This is a genomic window from Streptomyces sp. NPDC057638, from assembly GCF_042800315.1.
Classification (GTDB): domain Bacteria; phylum Actinomycetota; class Actinomycetes; order Streptomycetales; family Streptomycetaceae; genus Streptomyces.
This window is the reverse complement of the sequence record NZ_JBHVHF010000017.1, coordinates 1-14982: the sequence shown is the minus strand read 5'-3', so window position 1 is coordinate 14982 and position 14982 is coordinate 1. Positions and strand designations below refer to the sequence as shown.

Genomic DNA, 14982 nt, shown 5'->3' with positions numbered 1-14982 from the left:
CCGTAAAGAGCGCGTCGCTTCGGTGATCGATCGATCGCGGTGGGGCGGGTCCCAGGGCAGCATGGGCGGCAGTGGTGGTGCCGTCGTACGGGGCCGCCGTCGGCGCCTGTCGGCCGGTGCGCGGCGGACCGTCCGGCTCCGGGCCCTCCGCCGCCATGCCCCTGTGAGCTCCGACGAACCCGAGGACCGCCGTGTCTATCGAGCTACTCGCCCCCTTGGACCTGGCGTTCTGGCAGCTGGAGTCGGCTGGGCACCCGCTGCACCTCGGCGCGCTCGCGCTCTTCGGTACGGCTGGGCCCACCACACCGGAAGGGCGAAGGACCGGGTCCACCACCGAGCGGCCCGGGGGCGGTTCCGGGGCCGCCGTGCTCTTCGGGTCCGGTTCAGGGCCCGCGCCCAGGGCCGCCGCACCCTCCGGTTCCGGTTCCGGTTCCGGGTTCGAGTCCGGGGCCGGGTTCGCGGACCGGCGACGGCCCACCGCGCGGGGATCCGCCCCGGGCGGCGCGCGCCCCGACTCCGGTGCCGACCCCGGCGCCGCCCCCGACCCCGGTGCCGACCCCGGTGCCGCCCCCGACCCCGGCGCCGACACCATCCTCGGCCTGCTCGCCGCACGGGCCGCCGCCGTCCCCTGGCTGCGGCGGCGCGTACGCGGTGTCCTGCTGCCGGTCGGAGGCGCCGCCTGGAGCGTGGACAAGGACTTCGACGTACGGCGCCATGTCCACCGGATCCGGCTCCCGGCGGGCGATCTGGCCGAACGGGCCGTCGCCGTCGCCGGGGAGCTGATGGAACGGCCGCTCGAACGGGGCCGTCCGCCCTGGGAGATGTATCTCCTCACGGGTGCGCCGGGCGGACCCTTCGCGGTGCTGGTCAAGCTCCACCACGCCCTCGCCGACGGGATGCGCGCGGTCGCCATCGGCAGCGCCGTCTTCGACGAGACCGCGCCGACCGCCGCCACCACGGCCCGGCGCGGCCCCGGCCGGTCCGAACCTCCCGGGCGCCGCGCCTGGTTCGCCGACCCGGCCCGGCTGCTCCGCGCCGACCCGGCCCGCTTCCTCGGACTGGCCCGCGACCGCGTCGACGACCTCGGGCGAGCCGTCGGGGTGGGCGCGTCCGTCGTCCTGGCCAGCCGACTGGACGCAGGAGGGCTCTCCTCGCTCACCGCGGGCCCCAGCGGCACCCGCCGACTGGCCACCGTCGAACTCGATCTGGAGCGGGTCCGGGCGATCCGGCGTGCCGTCGGAGGCACCCTCAACGACGTGCTGCTCGCCGTCGTCGCGGGCGGGCTGCGGCGCTGGGCGCGGCAGCGGGGCGACGCGCTGCCCGCCCGGGGCCCGCGCGCCCTGGTCCCCGTCTCGCGGCGCCGCCCGGGGAGCGCGCCGGGCGCGGGCAACCGGCTCTCGGCCTATCTGCTGGAGCTGCCCCTGGCCGAGCCGGATCCCCGGGTACGGCTGGACGCGGTCCGCGCGGCGATGGACCGCAACAAGGCGGCGGGGCCGCTGCGGGGCGCGGGCGCCGTCGCCGTCCTCGCCGACCAGCTGCCGCCGCTGGCCCATCGCTTCGGCACCCCGCTGGCGAAGGGGGCGGCCCGGATGCTCTTCGACCTCCTGGTCACCAGTGTGCCGCTGCCCCGGGCGGCGCTCAGCCTCGGCGGTGTGCCGCTGAGCGCGCTCTATCCGCTGGCGCCCCTCGCCCGGGGGCAGTCGCTGGCCGTCGCCCTGACCCGGTACGGGGACCGGGTGCATATCGGCCTGGTCGCCGACGGTGAGGCGGTGCCGGATCTGGATGCCCTGGGGTGTGGTCTGCGCGAGGAACTGTCGGTGCTGTCGCGGCTGACCCCCACCGCGGCCCCCGCTCACTGACCCCGACGCCGGCCCCGTCCGCTTACCCTGCCCGTCCGCTGGTTCGCGCGCTGACCTCCGCTCGCTGGCCCCTGCCCGCGAGCCGGGGCGGCGGGCTCACCGAGCTCCTGGACCCGAGCTCCTGGACCCGAGCCCCGAGCTCCTGGACCCGCTGCGGGCGCGTACGAGCGAAGAGATCCGATAAATGCCTGAGAAAAGCTCGCCTCAAAGGATGTCCGCCCGGTATTGACGGGGTCAGTGATCCGATGAATATTGCTGCTCATCGAATGCAGCCACTCCAAGGGAGCCACGCCGCATGCGACGCACCCCCCTGGGAACCAGCGGAGTCGACCTCACCGAACTCGCCTTCGGCGGCGCCGGGATCGGCAATCTCTACCACCCGGTCGCGCCCGAGGCCGCCGAGGCGGCCGTGGACGCCGCCTGGGAGAGCGGTATCCGTGCCTTCGACACCGCGCCGCACTACGGACTCGGCCTCTCCGAACGGCGGCTCGGCCATGCCCTGCGGGCCCGGCCCCGGGACGCGTACACCCTCTCCACCAAGGCCGGACGGCTCCTCGCCCCCGTTCCGCCCGGCGGCGACGGCCGCCACGGCGATGACCTGGCCCAGGGGTTCGCGGTCCCGGCCGACCACCGCCGGGTGTGGGACTTCAGCGCCGACGGGGTGCGCCGCAGCGTCGAGGAGAGCCTGGAGCGGCTGGGGCTGGACCGGATCGACCTCGTCTATCTGCATGACCCGGACGACCACGAGGAGACGGCCTTCCGCGAGGGCTACCCCGCGCTGGAGCGGCTGCGTGCCGAAGGCGTCGTACGGGCGATCGGCGCGGGGATGAACCAGACCGCCATGCTCACCCGTTTTCTGCGGGAGACCGATGTCGACACCGTGCTGTGCGCGGGGCGGCTGACCCTGCTCGACCAGAGCGCGCTGAGCACCCTGCTGCCCCAGGCGCGGGCGCGCGGCACGCGCGTGGTCGTCGGCGGGGTCTTCAACTCCGGAGTGCTCGCCGACCCCCGCCCCGGCGCCCGTTACGACTACCGGATGGCCCCGCCCGCGCTGGTCGGGCGCGCGCTCGCGATCCAGAGCGTCACCGAACGCCATGGCGTCCCCCTGCGTGCCGCCGCCCTGCACTACCCCCTCACCCATCCGGAGGTCGCCGCCGTCCTGGTCGGGGTCCGCTCCGCCGCCGAGACGCTCGACGCCGCCGACCACTTCCACCGGCCCCCGCCCGCCGCGCTCTGGGACGAACTGCGGGCGGAAGGTCTGCTGCCGGGGGACGGACACCCGGTGGGGGAGGGACGCCGCTGACACGCGACGTACGGCTGGTGAACCGGGACGTCCTTCCGAGGCGGGAGCCGGATGCCTCGGATCCGAGGCGGCGGCCGCCCACGCGAGACGGATGCCGTGGGCACGAGACGGAGGCCATCCGGCCCGGGACCGTCCAGACCAGACCGACCGGGCCAGACCGAACCAGACCAGACCGACCGGGCCAGACCGAACCAGACCAGACCGGTCCGGGGCCGCCCCGACGGGACCGGTCCGGGACCGCACCGGGACCCGCCCCGACGAGGAGAGACGGACACCGCCGATGAGAGTCGCCCTGCACACCACGGTCCGCGCCGACCGCGTCGAGGCGTACGAGGAGGCGCACCGGCATGTCCCCGAGGAGCTGACCGGGGCCATCCGCGCCGCCGGGGTGACCTCCTGGACGATCTGGCGCAGCGGTACGGACCTGTTCCATCTGCTGGAGTGCGACGACTACGCCGGACTGCTCGCCGCCTTGGAGCCGCTCCCCGTCAACATCGCCTGGCAGGCCCGGATGGCCGACCTCCTCGATACCGTCCACGACTACTCCGCCGACGGCGCCTCGGCCCCGCTGCCGGTGGTCTGGGAGCTGTGACCGATGACGACCCACGACGGCCCCCAGTCGACCCAGCCGACCCACGACGGCCCCCAGCCGGCCCTCGTCGGACCGCTGACGGTCATCGACGCGCACCACCACGTCTGGGACCTCTCCGTACGCGACCAGGGGTGGATCGCCGGGGCCGGGCTGGCCCCCCTGCGCCGTGACTTCTCGCTCGACGACCTCGCCCCGCAGGCCCAGGGCGCCGGGGTGGGCGCCACCGTCGTCGTCCAGACCGTCACCGTCGCCGCCGAGACGCCCGAACTCCTGGACCTCGCCGACGCGCACCCGCTCGTCGCCGGGGTCGTCGGCTGGACCGACCTCACCGACCCCGCCGTCGCCGACGCCCTCGCCGCGCTGCGTGAACTGCCCGGCGGCGACCGGCTCGTCGGCATCCGCCACCAGGTCCAGGAGGAGCCGGACCCGGAGTGGCTGCTGCGGCCCGACGTCCAGCGGGGGCTCGCGGCCGTCGCGGCCGCCGGGCTCGTCTACGACCTGGTGGTGCGGCCCCGGCAGCTGCTCGCCGCCGCTGAGGCGGCCAGCCGCCAGCCGGGACTGACCTTCGTCCTCGACCATCTCGGCAAGCCGCCGATCGCCACCGGGGAGCTGGAGCCCTGGGCCGCACACCTGCGGGCGTTCGCCGCCCGGCCCAACACCGTCGGCAAGCTCTCCGGGCTGGTCACCGAGGCCCGCTGGTCCACGTGGACCCCGGCCGGTCTGCGGCCGTACACCGAGCGCGCGCTGGAGGCGTTCGGACCCGGGCGGCTGATGTTCGGCTCGGACTGGCCGGTCTGTCTGCTCGCCGCCGGTTATCGCCGGGTGATCACCACCGTACGGGAGCTGACCGAGGAGCTCACCGGCCCGGAGCGGAAGGAGATCTTCGAGGCCGCCGCGCGCCGGGTCTATGGCCTGCGCACCCCGTGAGCCTGCGGCGCGACCACCCCTGCGGCACCCTGGACGCATGCCAGAACTACCCGAAGTGGAGTCGTTGAGGGAGTTTCTCGCCGACCATCTCACGGGCGAGCGGATCACCCGGGTCCGGCCGTTGGCGATCAGTGTCCTCAAGACGTACGACCCACCGCTGACCGCACTCGACGGTGCCGAGGTGACCGGGGTGCGGCGCCATGGCAAGTGGCTCGACATCGAGACCGCCGGTGCCGGGAAGGACCGTCTCCATCTCGCCGTCCACCTGGCCCGCGCGGGGTGGCTCCGCTGGTACGACACCCTGCCACCGTCCCCGCCCCGGCCCGGCAAGGGCCCGCTCGCCCTGCGTGCCGCTCTCGACTCCGGCGCGGGCTTCGACCTCACCGAGGCGGGTACCACCAAGCGGCTCGCCGTCCATGTGGTCCGGGAGATCGGCGAGGTGCCCGCCATCGCCCGGCTCGGCCCCGACCCGCTCGCGCCCGGCTTCGACCGCGACGCCCTCGCCGCCCTGCTGGCCGGTGAGCGACGGCAGATCAAGGGCGCGCTGCGGGACCAGAACCTGATCGCGGGCATCGGCAACGCCTACAGCGACGAGATCCTGCACGCGGCGAGGATGTCGCCCTTCCGGCCGGTGCGGAACCTGGACGACGAGGACATCACCCGACTGTACGAGGCGACGCGGGCCACCCTCACGGCGGCGGTGGAGCGGGCGCGCGGGGTGGCCGCCGGGCGGCTGAAGGCCGAGAAGAAGAGCGGGCTGCGGGTGCACGGGCGGACCGGTGAGCCGTGCCCGGTCTGCGGGGACACGATCCGCGAGGTCTCGTTCGCGGACTCCTCGCTCCAGTACTGCCCCACCTGCCAGACCGGCGGCACCCCCCTCGCGGACCGCCGGATGTCACGGCTGCTGAAGTGAGACGGCCACCCCGGCGACGTTCGTACGGCCACCGGGGACGTTCGTACGAAGGTGCCGCGCCCCCCTGCGCGGCCGGGGCGCTCCGTACCGCCGCCGCACCGGCGCGGCCTCACCGCGGGGCGGACGGCAGCGAGACCAGGATCCGGCCCGACGCGTCGAGCACGTCCCAGCGGACCACGGCGTTCCGCGCCAGCGCCGTACCGCCCTCGATCTCCAGCGGCTTCGCGGCGGTGTGCCCCGGGGGCCCCACCCGCCAGCTCAGGACCGGCTGGGTGGTGCCGTCCGCCGTGACGGCCATCAGCCGGCAGCGGTCGGGGCCCCGGACACCGGAGAGCCGCAGCGCGATCCGCGTCCCCCAGGGCTGACCGGTCACGTTCGCCGTCGCCGTCACCCCGGTCATGGCGTCCGTCGCCGTGATTCCCGTGCCCGGGGGCGGGCCGTCACCATGGTCGGCCAGGAGCACCCCTGAGGGCAGGCCCACCGCCAGTACGGCCGCCGCCGCGAACAGCCGCAGCCGGCGCCGTCCGCCGCGCCGCCGTACCAGCGTGACCTCGTCCAGCAAGCGGTTCAGCAGCGGCGGCCGCACCGCGGCCGCGAACGCGGCTCCGGGCGGCGGCGGAACCGGAACGGGAGGAGGGCCGAGGGCCGACAGGGCCGAGGCCACCGGGGCGAGTTCGGTGAGCCGCACGGCGCACAGCACGCACACCGACAGATGCTCCTCGAAGCGCAACGCCTCGCCGGGATCCAGCACCCCCAGCGCGTAGGCCGCCACGTCCTGGTGGCGCGCCACTGTGCTCATGGGCCTCGACTCCCTTCACCGTACGCCCGGACATCCCGGTCACACCGATGCATACGCGGGGCGCGCCCCCCGTGCTCAAACCACGCGCGACACACCCATGGCCGCCTCCGCGGGGGACACCTACACTCACCGGCATGTTGCGCGCACTGGCGGTCGACGACGAGAAACCGGCGCTGGAGGAACTGCTCTACCTGCTCCGCTCCGACGCCCGTATCACCAGTGCGGAAGGCGCCACCGACGCCACCGAGGCGCTACGCCGGATCAGCCTCGCGCTGGACGCCGGGCCCGGCGGGGCCGACGGCAGCGATGGCATCGATGTGGTTTTTCTCGACATCCACATGGCCGGGCTGACCGGACTGGACGTGGCCCGGCTGCTGGCCCGCTTCGCGCATCCGCCGCTGATCGTCTTCGTCACCGCCCATGAGGGCTTCGCCGTCCAGGCGTTCGACCTCAAGGCGGTGGACTACGTCCTCAAGCCGGTGCGCCGGGAGCGGCTGGCCGAGGCCGTACGCAGGGTCGGGGACGCGGTCCTCGCCGCGCGTGAACCCCGCCCGGCGGGACACACCGCCCACCTCCCCGCCGCGCACCCGGCCACGGCCGTCCTGGCTCCGGTGGGCGGGAGCGAGCAGATCCCGGTGGAGCTGGGCGGGGTGACCCGTTTCGTACCGATCGACGAGATCGCCTATGTCGAGGCCCAGGGCGACTACGCGCGGCTGCACACCGAGAGCGGCAGCCATCTGGTGCGGATCCCGCTCTCCACGCTGGAGGAGCGGTGGGCCTCGCGGGGGTTCGTACGGATCCACCGCAGCCATCTCGTCGCCCTCGCCCGGATCGACGAACTGCGGATGGACGCCGGGACCACGACCGTCCGGGTGGGGGCGGCCGAACTCCCCGTCAGCAGACGTCACGCGCGCCAACTGCGGGATCTGCTGATGCGCCGCTCCTAGGCCGTGTCTGACACATCCCGTCTGTCCCGCGACGCCGCCCGCCGCGCCCTTCGGGCGGACAGCGCTGCTTCGCGGACACGACCTCGCGCCGAACCGACCGCTCACGGCGGCCGTTCGTCGCGGCCCGCCGACCGTTCGGCGGCCGGTGGCCACCGTTGGTCGCCGTCGGACCCCGTTGGGCGACGGGCGCCGTCCGCTGACCGAGCCAGCCCGGTGCCGGACGCTCCTCGCTCATGCCGCAGGCATAGCCTTGATCAGGGGAGTGAAGGGGTGTGATGTCCGATATCGAGGCGTTGCTGGAGGAGCTGCGGAGCCTGTCGGCGACGTCGGCCACCAGCGTCCATGACCTCCACGCGCTGCTCACCACCGTCAAGAGCGCCGCGGGGCGCTGGGCCGATGTGCTCTACGAGATCCAGCGGTCCGCGCAGGGGCTGGCGGGGCCGAGGGCGGAGGCGGCCCTCGAAGTCGCCTTCCGCAGGGCCGAGGAGTCCTATGTCGAACTGGAGATCGCCCTGAGCGACTGCGCCCGCGCACGCCGCCCCTGAACCGGGGCCGGACGCGGTACGGACCGGTCCCATGGTCGCGGTGGCCCGCCGCCCGGTCACGGCGGACCGGCCGGTGACCAGGGCCGGGCCCCGCTCCCCCGGCCCGCCCTCCCGGCGCGGGCGGTCTCGCCTCCCACCAGGCCCGACCGGGGGCGGCCCGGCCCTCTCCCGGGAGACCGGTCCCCGGGGCCAGGTGGCCCGGGACGCATCTACCGTCGGTAATGGCTCCTGCGTAGACTCCTCAGTTCCCGAGTAGTCCCCACGTAATCCCCGAGTCACCCACGGACGCTGGAGCGGACGCCGATGCCAGCTGAGCACACCCCCCGTCGCGAGGTGGTCACCGGAGTGCCCCGCAGCGCCCGGCGCGCGCCGGGGCACGCCCCCGCGCGGTCCGAGATCAGCGAGCAGACCACGCTCGGCACCACCTATGTACGGTCCCTGATGCGCAGCCAGCTCCGCACCGCGCTGACCGCGCTCGCGGCCCTCGCCCTGCTGGTGGGTGCCCTGCCGCTGTACTTCGCGCTGCCGGGGGCGTTCGGCGGCGGCCCGCTCTCGCCGCTGGTCGTCGCGGCGACGCTGGGCATCGCGGTCTACCCCGTGATGTGGCTGATCGCCCGCTGGTACGTCCACCGGGCCGAGCGCAACGAACGGGACTTCGTGCGCCTGGTCGAGGGGCGCTGACCCATGGCGGGACCCCCGGTCATACCCGCCGCGCGCCAGCCCGCCGCGCCCGCCGCGCATAACGTGCCTGACGTGCCTGACGTGCCCGCCGCGCATGACGTGCCTGCCGTGCCCGCCGCGTCAGCCGGGCGCGGCCCGAACGGGCCCATGGCCTCCCACGGGCGGGACGCGGCCGGGCCCACGCCCCGTGGCGGGCGCGGCGCGGCTCACCCCGGCTCCGTACCGGGCGGCGACCGCCGGTGAACCAGGCGTACGCGGTGACCGCCGTCACCGCCGTGGTCGTCGCGACCGTCCTCATCGGCGGCCTGGGGCTGCGGATCTCCCGCACCACCTCCGACTTCTACGTGGCCTCACGCACCGTCAACCCCGGCCTCAACGCCGCCGCCATCAGCGGGGAGTACCTCTCCGCCGCCTCCTTCCTCGGCATCGCGGGACTCGTCCTCGTCCAGGGCCCCGACATGCTCTGGTACCCCGTCGGCTACACCGCCGGATATCTCGTCCTGCTGGTGCTGGTCGCGGCCCCGCTGCGCCGCTCCGGCGCGTACACCCTCTCCGACTTCGCCGAGGCCCGGCTGGAATCCGCCACCGTCCGCAGGATCGCCAGCCTCGTCGTCGTCGGCATCGGCTGGCTCTATCTGCTGCCCCAGCTCCAGGGCGCCGGGCTCACCCTGGAGATCCTCACCGGCGCCCCCGACTGGGTGGGCGGGGTGCTCGTCGCCGTCGTCGTCACGGGCGCCGTCGCGGCGGGCGGGATGCGCAGCATCACCTTCGTCCAGGCGTTCCAGTACTGGCTCAAGCTGACCGCGCTGCTGGTGCCCGCGCTCTTCCTGGTCACCGCCTGGTGGGGCGACGACGCCCCGCGCGCCCGCTTCGACGCGCCCGCCGTGCTGCGCGAACACACCGTCGTACGGGTCGACGAGACCGTACGCGTCGAACTCCACCGGCCCCTGTCGCTCACCGTCACGGGCACCATCGACGGGGAACGGTACGACGGCGAGACGATCACCCTCGGTGAGGGTGCCCATCGCATCGACACGGGCACCACCCTCGGACTGCCCCCCGGCGCGCCCGTCCCGCGCGCCTCCTCCGCCGAGGACCCCGCGAGCTGGTCCCAGCCGCTCTCCGGCGGACGCGACGGAAACCACCTCTACGCCACCTACGGGCTGATCCTCGCCACCTTCCTCGGCACGATGGGCCTGCCGCATGTCGCCGTACGCTTCTACACCAGCCCCGACGGGCGCGCCGCGCGCCGCACCACCCTGGTGGTCCTCGGCATGGTCGGCGTCTTCTATCTGCTGCCCCCGGTCTACGGGGCGCTCGGCCGGATCTACGCGCCCGAACTCGCCCTCACCCAGGACGCCGACGCCGCCGTGCTCGTCCTGCCGGAACGGATCCTCGGCGGCACGCCCGGGGAACTGCTCGGCGCCCTGCTCGCGGGCGGGGCGTTCGCCGCCTTCCTCTCCACCGCCTCGGGCCTGGCCATGTCCGTGGCGGGGGTGATCTCCCAGGACGTCCTCCCCTCACGCGGGGTGCGCCACTTCCGGCTGGCGACGCTGCTGGCCATGGCGGTACCGCTGGGCGTCAGCGTGGTCGCCACCAATGTGCCCGTCGCCGACGCGGTCGGGCTGGCCTTCGCCGTATCCGCCTCGTCCTTCTGCCCGCTGCTCGTCCTCGGCATCTGGTGGCGGCGGCTCACCCCGCCCGGCGCCGCCGCCGGTCTCGTCATCGGTGGCGGCGCCGCGCTCACCGCCGTCATGGCCACCCGGGCCGGACTCGCCCCCGAGGGCTGGGGGCACACCCTGATGGCCTGGCCCGCCGTGTGGTCGGTGCCGCTGGGCTTTCTGACCATGGTGCTGGTGTCGCTGGCGACCCCGCGCCACACTCCCCCCGGCGCGACGGCGATCCTGGCCCGGCTCCATCTGCCCGAGGATCTCACCGGCGCCGCCAGATCCGAAGGAGCGGAGAGATGACGGGGACGGGAATCGCCGCCCTGGTCGCGGCCGGGGCGTTGCTGCTCCTGGTGGGGGTGGCCGTCGGGCGGCGGGTGGAGCGCCGTGGTCCGGGACCCGACCTCGACCTCGGCACCCCCGTGGAGCGGGCCACCTTCCACACCCTGCACACCGCCTCCCTGGCCGCGCCGCCGCTGCGGGCCGGGCTCACCGAGGACACCGCCCGCAAGGCGTCCCGGCGGCTGCGCTCCCTGCTCGGCACCGAGGCGCTCTGTCTGACCGACCGGGTCTCGGTGCTGGCCTGGGACGGTCCGGGTCTCGACCACCATGAGCACCGGGTGATGGTCAAGGTCGCCGAGATGCTGGACTCGGGGCGCAGCCAGAGCGTCGAGACCGAGTGCGAGGTGCTGGAGTGCCCGTTGCGCTGGGCCGTGATCGCCCCGCTCACCGGGGAGGAGGGGGTCCTCGGCGCGCTCGTCGCCTATGGCTCACGGGAGTCGGCGGTCCTGGTGCGGGCCGCGACCGAGGTGGCCCGCTGGGTCTCGGTCCAACTGGAACTGGCGGAGCTGGACCGGTCGCGGACCCGGCTGATCGAGGCGGAGATCCGGGCGCTGCGGGCCCAGATATCGCCCCACTTCATCTTCAACTCGCTGGCCGCCATCGCCTCCTTCGTACGGACCGATCCGGAGCGGGCGCGGGAACTGCTGCTGGAGTTCGCCGACTTCACCCGCTACTCCTTCCGCCGCCACGGGGAGTTCACCACCCTCGCCGACGAGCTGCGGTCGATCGAGCAGTATCTGGCGCTGGCGGGGGCCCGCTTCGGCGACCGGCTGCTGGTCACGCTCCAGATCGCGCCGGAGGTGCTGCCGGTGGCGCTGCCGTTCCTCTGTCTCCAGCCGCTGGTGGAGAACGCGGTCAAGCACGGGCTTGAGGACTCCCCGGACGAGTGCCGGGTGATCATCGCGGCGCGGGACGCCGGGGCGGAGGCGATGGTGACGATCGAGGACGACGGGGTGGGGATGGACCCGGGGGTGCTGCGGCGGCTGCTGGCGGGGGAGCACGGGGGGTCGGCGGGGATCGGGCTGTCGAACGTGGACGACCGACTGCGGCAGGTGTACGGGGACGAGTACGGGCTGGTGATCGAGACGGGGGTGGGCGCGGGCATGAAGATCACCGTCAGGATCCCCAAGTACTGCGCGGGGGTGCACTCCGGGCCGAGCCGACGCCCGCGCTGAGGCCGGGGCCGTGCTGGGCCGAGCCCGTGCTGGGGCGGGGCCCCGGCCTCGTCCTGACCCGGTCCCGGCCGGGCGGTGGCCCCCGCCCGGCCCCGGTGGCCGTCAGCGGATCAGAAGAGATGGATCGCCAGATGACTCAGCGGAAGGCCCAGTTGCCAGGCCGGGGTCCATATCCGCTCGTCCTCGTCCACCAGGGCGTCCAGGGCCTCCGCCGTGTGCCAGACCTCCGTCGCCCCGAGGTCCGCCGCGAACAGTTCCGTATCCCGCAGCCAGCGCCACGCCTTCTTCGCCAGCGCGAGATCGGGGTCGGGGCACCCCAGGGCCCGCTCCGCCCGCTCGCGTTCGGCCAGGCAGGTCTCCACCCACTCGTACCAGGGGTGTCCATAGGAGGTGAGGCTGAGCCACTCCTCGACCCGGGACAGGGCCTTCGCCTCCGGCGCCGGAACAAAGCCCGCCGCCGGTGACGGCTGTGACGGCTGTGATGTCGGGGTTTCCGTGTCACAGAGGTGGACGGTGAGGGCCAGGGTCTCGCGGCCCGCCCGGAACTCCAGTGTGCCGCCCTCGACGAGCGCGCCGCCGCGCAGCATCTCGTCAGCGACGTACTCGGCGCAGAGCCACGCCATCGGGATGGCCGGCGCGCCTCCGCTGGTGTCGTTCGTGCTCTCGGAGTGCACCCTTCCCACCTTCTTCCGGACGATGTCGGATGCCGACTCGCTGACGAGCCTCCACCGACAGACACGGTTCGGGGCGCGTCTTTACTCAACTGCGTCGTGACGTTTCGCATACGGCCGCCCTCTCGCGTTGCCGTGGGGAGAGGGGGGTACGGAAGGGGCCTGAGGGACGGGCGGGAACCGGCCATGGGCATGAGTGAGGGCCACCCGCTCCCGGGGAGTGGGTGGCCCGGCGGGTACGGGGAGGACCTCAGGACCGGGTGGGCCGCACCGCCGCACGGGAGCGCGCGTAGCCGGGCAGGCTCCGGGCGAGGGCACGCAGGGCGTAGTACGACCGGGACTTGACGGTACCCGGCGGTATGCCGAGCGACTCGGCGGCCTCGTTGACGCTCAGCCCCTGGAAGTAGATCCGCTCCAGTACCGCGCGGTGCTCGGGGCTCAGCGAGTCCACCGCCGCGCGGACGTCGAGCGCGGCCACCGCCGACTCGGTGACGTCCAGGGGGTCGGGGGTGGTGGCGAGGACCCCGTCGCCGATCTCGGTGGGCCGGGCGAGCCGCGAGCGGCGGGCGTCGATGGCGAGTCTGCGGCCGACGGTGAAGAGCCAGGGCCGCATCGACTCATAGGGGCCGTCGAAGGCCTCGGGGTGTTGCCAGGCCCGGACGAGGGTCTCCTGGAGCAGGTCCTCGGCGCGCTGCTGGTCGCCGTAGGTCAGTCCCTGGAGGAAGCTGAGGAGCGCGGGTCCGTGCTCCCGCTGAAGCTCCGCGATGGCTCGCTCGTCGGTGGTCGCGGGAGCGGTCATTGTCGCCGTCGCCATGGCCAACACCCTTTCGCACTGCGGTAGTCGTCGCTTGCTCACGGTTATGTGCGGTATACGAACGCATTCGGGCGCCGAGAAACAGACGGTCAGGACCGGTCTTCGGCGAGCGGTCACACCGAGCGGCGAGCGGTGCGGTGAGCGGGCGGCCGGGGGCGGACGGCCGGGGAAGCGGAACGGTGAGCGGTGGAGCGCGGTGTCAGTCGCGCGGCACCTCCGGCACTGAACGGAGGATCAGCCCCCGTCGTCCGGAAGCCCCGCTTGCCCGTCCCGGCGCCGATGGTCCCGCCGCACGCCCGGACGGTTGTCGTCGTACGCGCCGGGGCCCACGGGGCTGAACGGGCGTTCCGTCCGGTGCTGACCGGGTGATCAGCGCGGGCCGTCCCGGTGAGGCGGCGGACGGGGCCGCATGGCGAACCTGGGAACCCGATATCCCTCTCTATAGTCATATTTGTCATATTTTCATAATGCATGCGTCGTTAGGTGATGGGAGCCGGGCGTGAGGGTGCGTAGACGGTGTACGGCGGCGGTGGCCGTCGTCGTCCTGCTGGGGCCGGTGGCGGCCTGTGCCGCGCCGGACGGCGCCCGGGAAGCCGGACGGCGAGCACCGTCGGGCACCCCCACCGCCCCCGCCGCCGCGGCCGACGGCGGGGGAGCGGCGGCCCGGGGGTTCACCCTGGTCGCCAGCGGCGACGTCCTGCCGCATGACTCGATCATCCAGCAGGCCCACGCGGACGCGATCGACGACGGCTACGACTTCCGGCCGATGCTCGCCGGGGTCAGGCCCGTCGTCTCCGGCGCCGACCTGGCGATCTGCCATATGGAGACCGTGTACGGCGCCGACGGCGACTACAGCGGCTACCCCGCCTTCACATCCCCGCCCCATATCGCCAAGAGCCTCGCCGCCACCGGCTACGACGCCTGCTCCACCGCCTCCAACCACTCCCTGGACGACGGCGCCGACGGCATCCGCCGCACCCTGGACGCCCTCGACGCCGCCGGAGTGCGGCACAACGGCTCCGCGCGCACCGCCAAGGAGGCCACCACGCCCGCCTGGCTGACGGCGGGCGGCGCGCGGGTCGCCCAGCTCGCCTACACCTACGACACCAACGGCAACCCGTTGCCCGAGGGCCAGCCCTGGGCGGTCAGCGCGCTCGACGAGACCGCGATCCTCGCCGGCGCCCGCGCCGCCCGGCGCGCGGGCGCGGACGTGGTCGTCGTCAGCCTCCACTGGGGCACCGAATGGCAGACCGACCCCGACGAACGCCAGATCACCCTCGCCCGCGCGCTCACCGCCGCGACCAGCCCCACACCGGCCGGCCCCCGGCCCGATATCGACCTGATCATCGGGACACACGCCCATGTGCCGCAGGCGTACGAGAAGGTCAACGGGACCTGGGTGGTCTACGGCATGGGCGACCAGATCGCCGGACCCATGTTCAACCACACCGGCGCCTTCGACCCGCGCGGCAACCAGAGCTCCATCGGACGCTTCACCTTCGCCCCGCCGACCGCGCCCGGACGGCGCTGGCAGGTGACCAAGGCGGAGTACATCCCCCAGTGGATGGACCTCGACACCAACCGGGTGATCAACCTCGCCGACGCGCTGGCGGCGGGCGCGGAACGTGAGGACTACGAGACCGCGCTGGAGGAGATCAGCGCGGCGGTGCTGGGGCGCGGCGCGGGGGAGGACGGACTGCGGATGGGGCGGTGAGGTTCCCGCCCGGGGCAGGGGGCCGTGGGGCTG

The 14982-nt window shown here is 74.1% G+C and carries 14 protein-coding genes; 11 read left to right on the top strand and 3 right to left on the bottom strand.

Features of this window, described 5'->3' with window-relative positions; genetic code table 11:
* The first annotated feature begins 191 nt into the window (after positions 1 to 191).
* The 5 genes from ACFVIM_RS04360 (at position 192) to ACFVIM_RS04340 (ending at position 5594) form a co-directional block, all read left to right on the top strand.
* Positions 192 to 1859, top strand: coding sequence for a wax ester/triacylglycerol synthase family O-acyltransferase (locus tag ACFVIM_RS04360; RefSeq protein ID WP_384298239.1), 1668 nt, complete (start codon positions 192 to 194; stop codon positions 1857 to 1859).
* Positions 1860 to 2154: 295 nt separating this feature from the next.
* Positions 2155 to 3162 carry an aldo/keto reductase gene (locus ACFVIM_RS04355; RefSeq protein ID WP_384298237.1) on the top strand — a complete coding sequence of 336 codons (1008 nt, stop codon included), beginning with the start codon at positions 2155 to 2157 and terminating at the stop codon, positions 3160 to 3162.
* Between the two features lie 280 nt (positions 3163 to 3442).
* Positions 3443 to 3754: an L-rhamnose mutarotase gene (locus tag ACFVIM_RS04350; RefSeq protein ID WP_384298235.1), complete on the top strand. Its 312-nt coding sequence runs from the start codon at positions 3443 to 3445 to the stop codon at positions 3752 to 3754.
* A gap of 3 nt (positions 3755 to 3757) precedes the next feature.
* Positions 3758 to 4681: an amidohydrolase family protein gene (locus ACFVIM_RS04345; RefSeq protein WP_384298232.1), complete on the top strand. Its 924-nt coding sequence runs from the start codon at positions 3758 to 3760 to the stop codon at positions 4679 to 4681.
* 37 nt (positions 4682 to 4718) lie between these two features.
* The gene (locus tag ACFVIM_RS04340) at positions 4719 to 5594 is read left to right on the top strand and encodes an Fpg/Nei family DNA glycosylase (protein WP_384298230.1); all 876 of its coding nucleotides are present in this window, start codon (positions 4719 to 4721) and stop codon (positions 5592 to 5594) included.
* Between the two features lie 109 nt (positions 5595 to 5703).
* Here ACFVIM_RS04340 and ACFVIM_RS04335 read toward each other — a convergent pair whose 3' ends face one another.
* Positions 5704 to 6393 carry a zf-HC2 domain-containing protein gene (locus tag ACFVIM_RS04335; RefSeq protein WP_384298228.1) on the bottom strand — a complete coding sequence of 230 codons (690 nt, stop codon included), beginning with the start codon at positions 6391 to 6393 and terminating at the stop codon, positions 5704 to 5706.
* Positions 6394 to 6527: 134 nt separating this feature from the next.
* Here ACFVIM_RS04335 and ACFVIM_RS04330 point away from each other — a divergent pair, with 134 nt between their 5' ends.
* The 5 genes from ACFVIM_RS04330 to ACFVIM_RS04310 all read left to right on the top strand — a co-directional run bounded on the left by ACFVIM_RS04330 (position 6528) and on the right by ACFVIM_RS04310 (position 11750).
* On the top strand, positions 6528 to 7340 hold the full coding sequence (locus ACFVIM_RS04330) for a LytR/AlgR family response regulator transcription factor (protein WP_384298226.1): 813 nt from the start codon (positions 6528 to 6530) through the stop codon (positions 7338 to 7340).
* Positions 7341 to 7615: 275 nt separating this feature from the next.
* A complete protein-coding gene (locus tag ACFVIM_RS04325) occupies positions 7616 to 7885 on the top strand; it encodes a hypothetical protein (RefSeq protein ID WP_384298223.1) in 270 nt (89 codons plus the stop codon).
* 303 nt (positions 7886 to 8188) lie between these two features.
* A complete protein-coding gene (locus tag ACFVIM_RS04320; protein WP_384298220.1) occupies positions 8189 to 8566 on the top strand; it encodes a hypothetical protein in 378 nt (125 codons plus the stop codon).
* Positions 8567 to 8805: 239 nt separating this feature from the next.
* On the top strand, positions 8806 to 10536 hold the full coding sequence (locus tag ACFVIM_RS04315; protein ID WP_384298217.1) for a cation acetate symporter: 1731 nt from the start codon (positions 8806 to 8808) through the stop codon (positions 10534 to 10536).
* On the top strand, positions 10533 to 11750 hold the full coding sequence (locus ACFVIM_RS04310) for a sensor histidine kinase (protein ID WP_384298215.1): 1218 nt from the start codon (positions 10533 to 10535) through the stop codon (positions 11748 to 11750). The genes ACFVIM_RS04315 and ACFVIM_RS04310 overlap by 4 nt, the downstream gene beginning before the upstream one ends.
* Positions 11751 to 11860: 110 nt before the next feature.
* On the opposite strand, the gene ACFVIM_RS04305 is transcribed toward ACFVIM_RS04310, so the two are convergent.
* On the bottom strand, positions 11861 to 12373 hold the full coding sequence (locus ACFVIM_RS04305) for a hypothetical protein (RefSeq protein WP_384298305.1): 513 nt from the start codon (positions 12371 to 12373) through the stop codon (positions 11861 to 11863).
* A gap of 298 nt (positions 12374 to 12671) precedes the next feature.
* Positions 12672 to 13235 carry a sigma-70 family RNA polymerase sigma factor gene (locus ACFVIM_RS04300; protein ID WP_384298212.1) on the bottom strand — a complete coding sequence of 188 codons (564 nt, stop codon included), beginning with the start codon at positions 13233 to 13235 and terminating at the stop codon, positions 12672 to 12674.
* Between the two features lie 499 nt (positions 13236 to 13734).
* Between ACFVIM_RS04300 and ACFVIM_RS04295 the strand changes: the two genes are divergently transcribed.
* A complete protein-coding gene (locus ACFVIM_RS04295; protein WP_384298209.1) occupies positions 13735 to 14949 on the top strand; it encodes a CapA family protein in 1215 nt (404 codons plus the stop codon).
* The last annotated feature ends 33 nt before the right edge of the window (positions 14950 to 14982 follow it).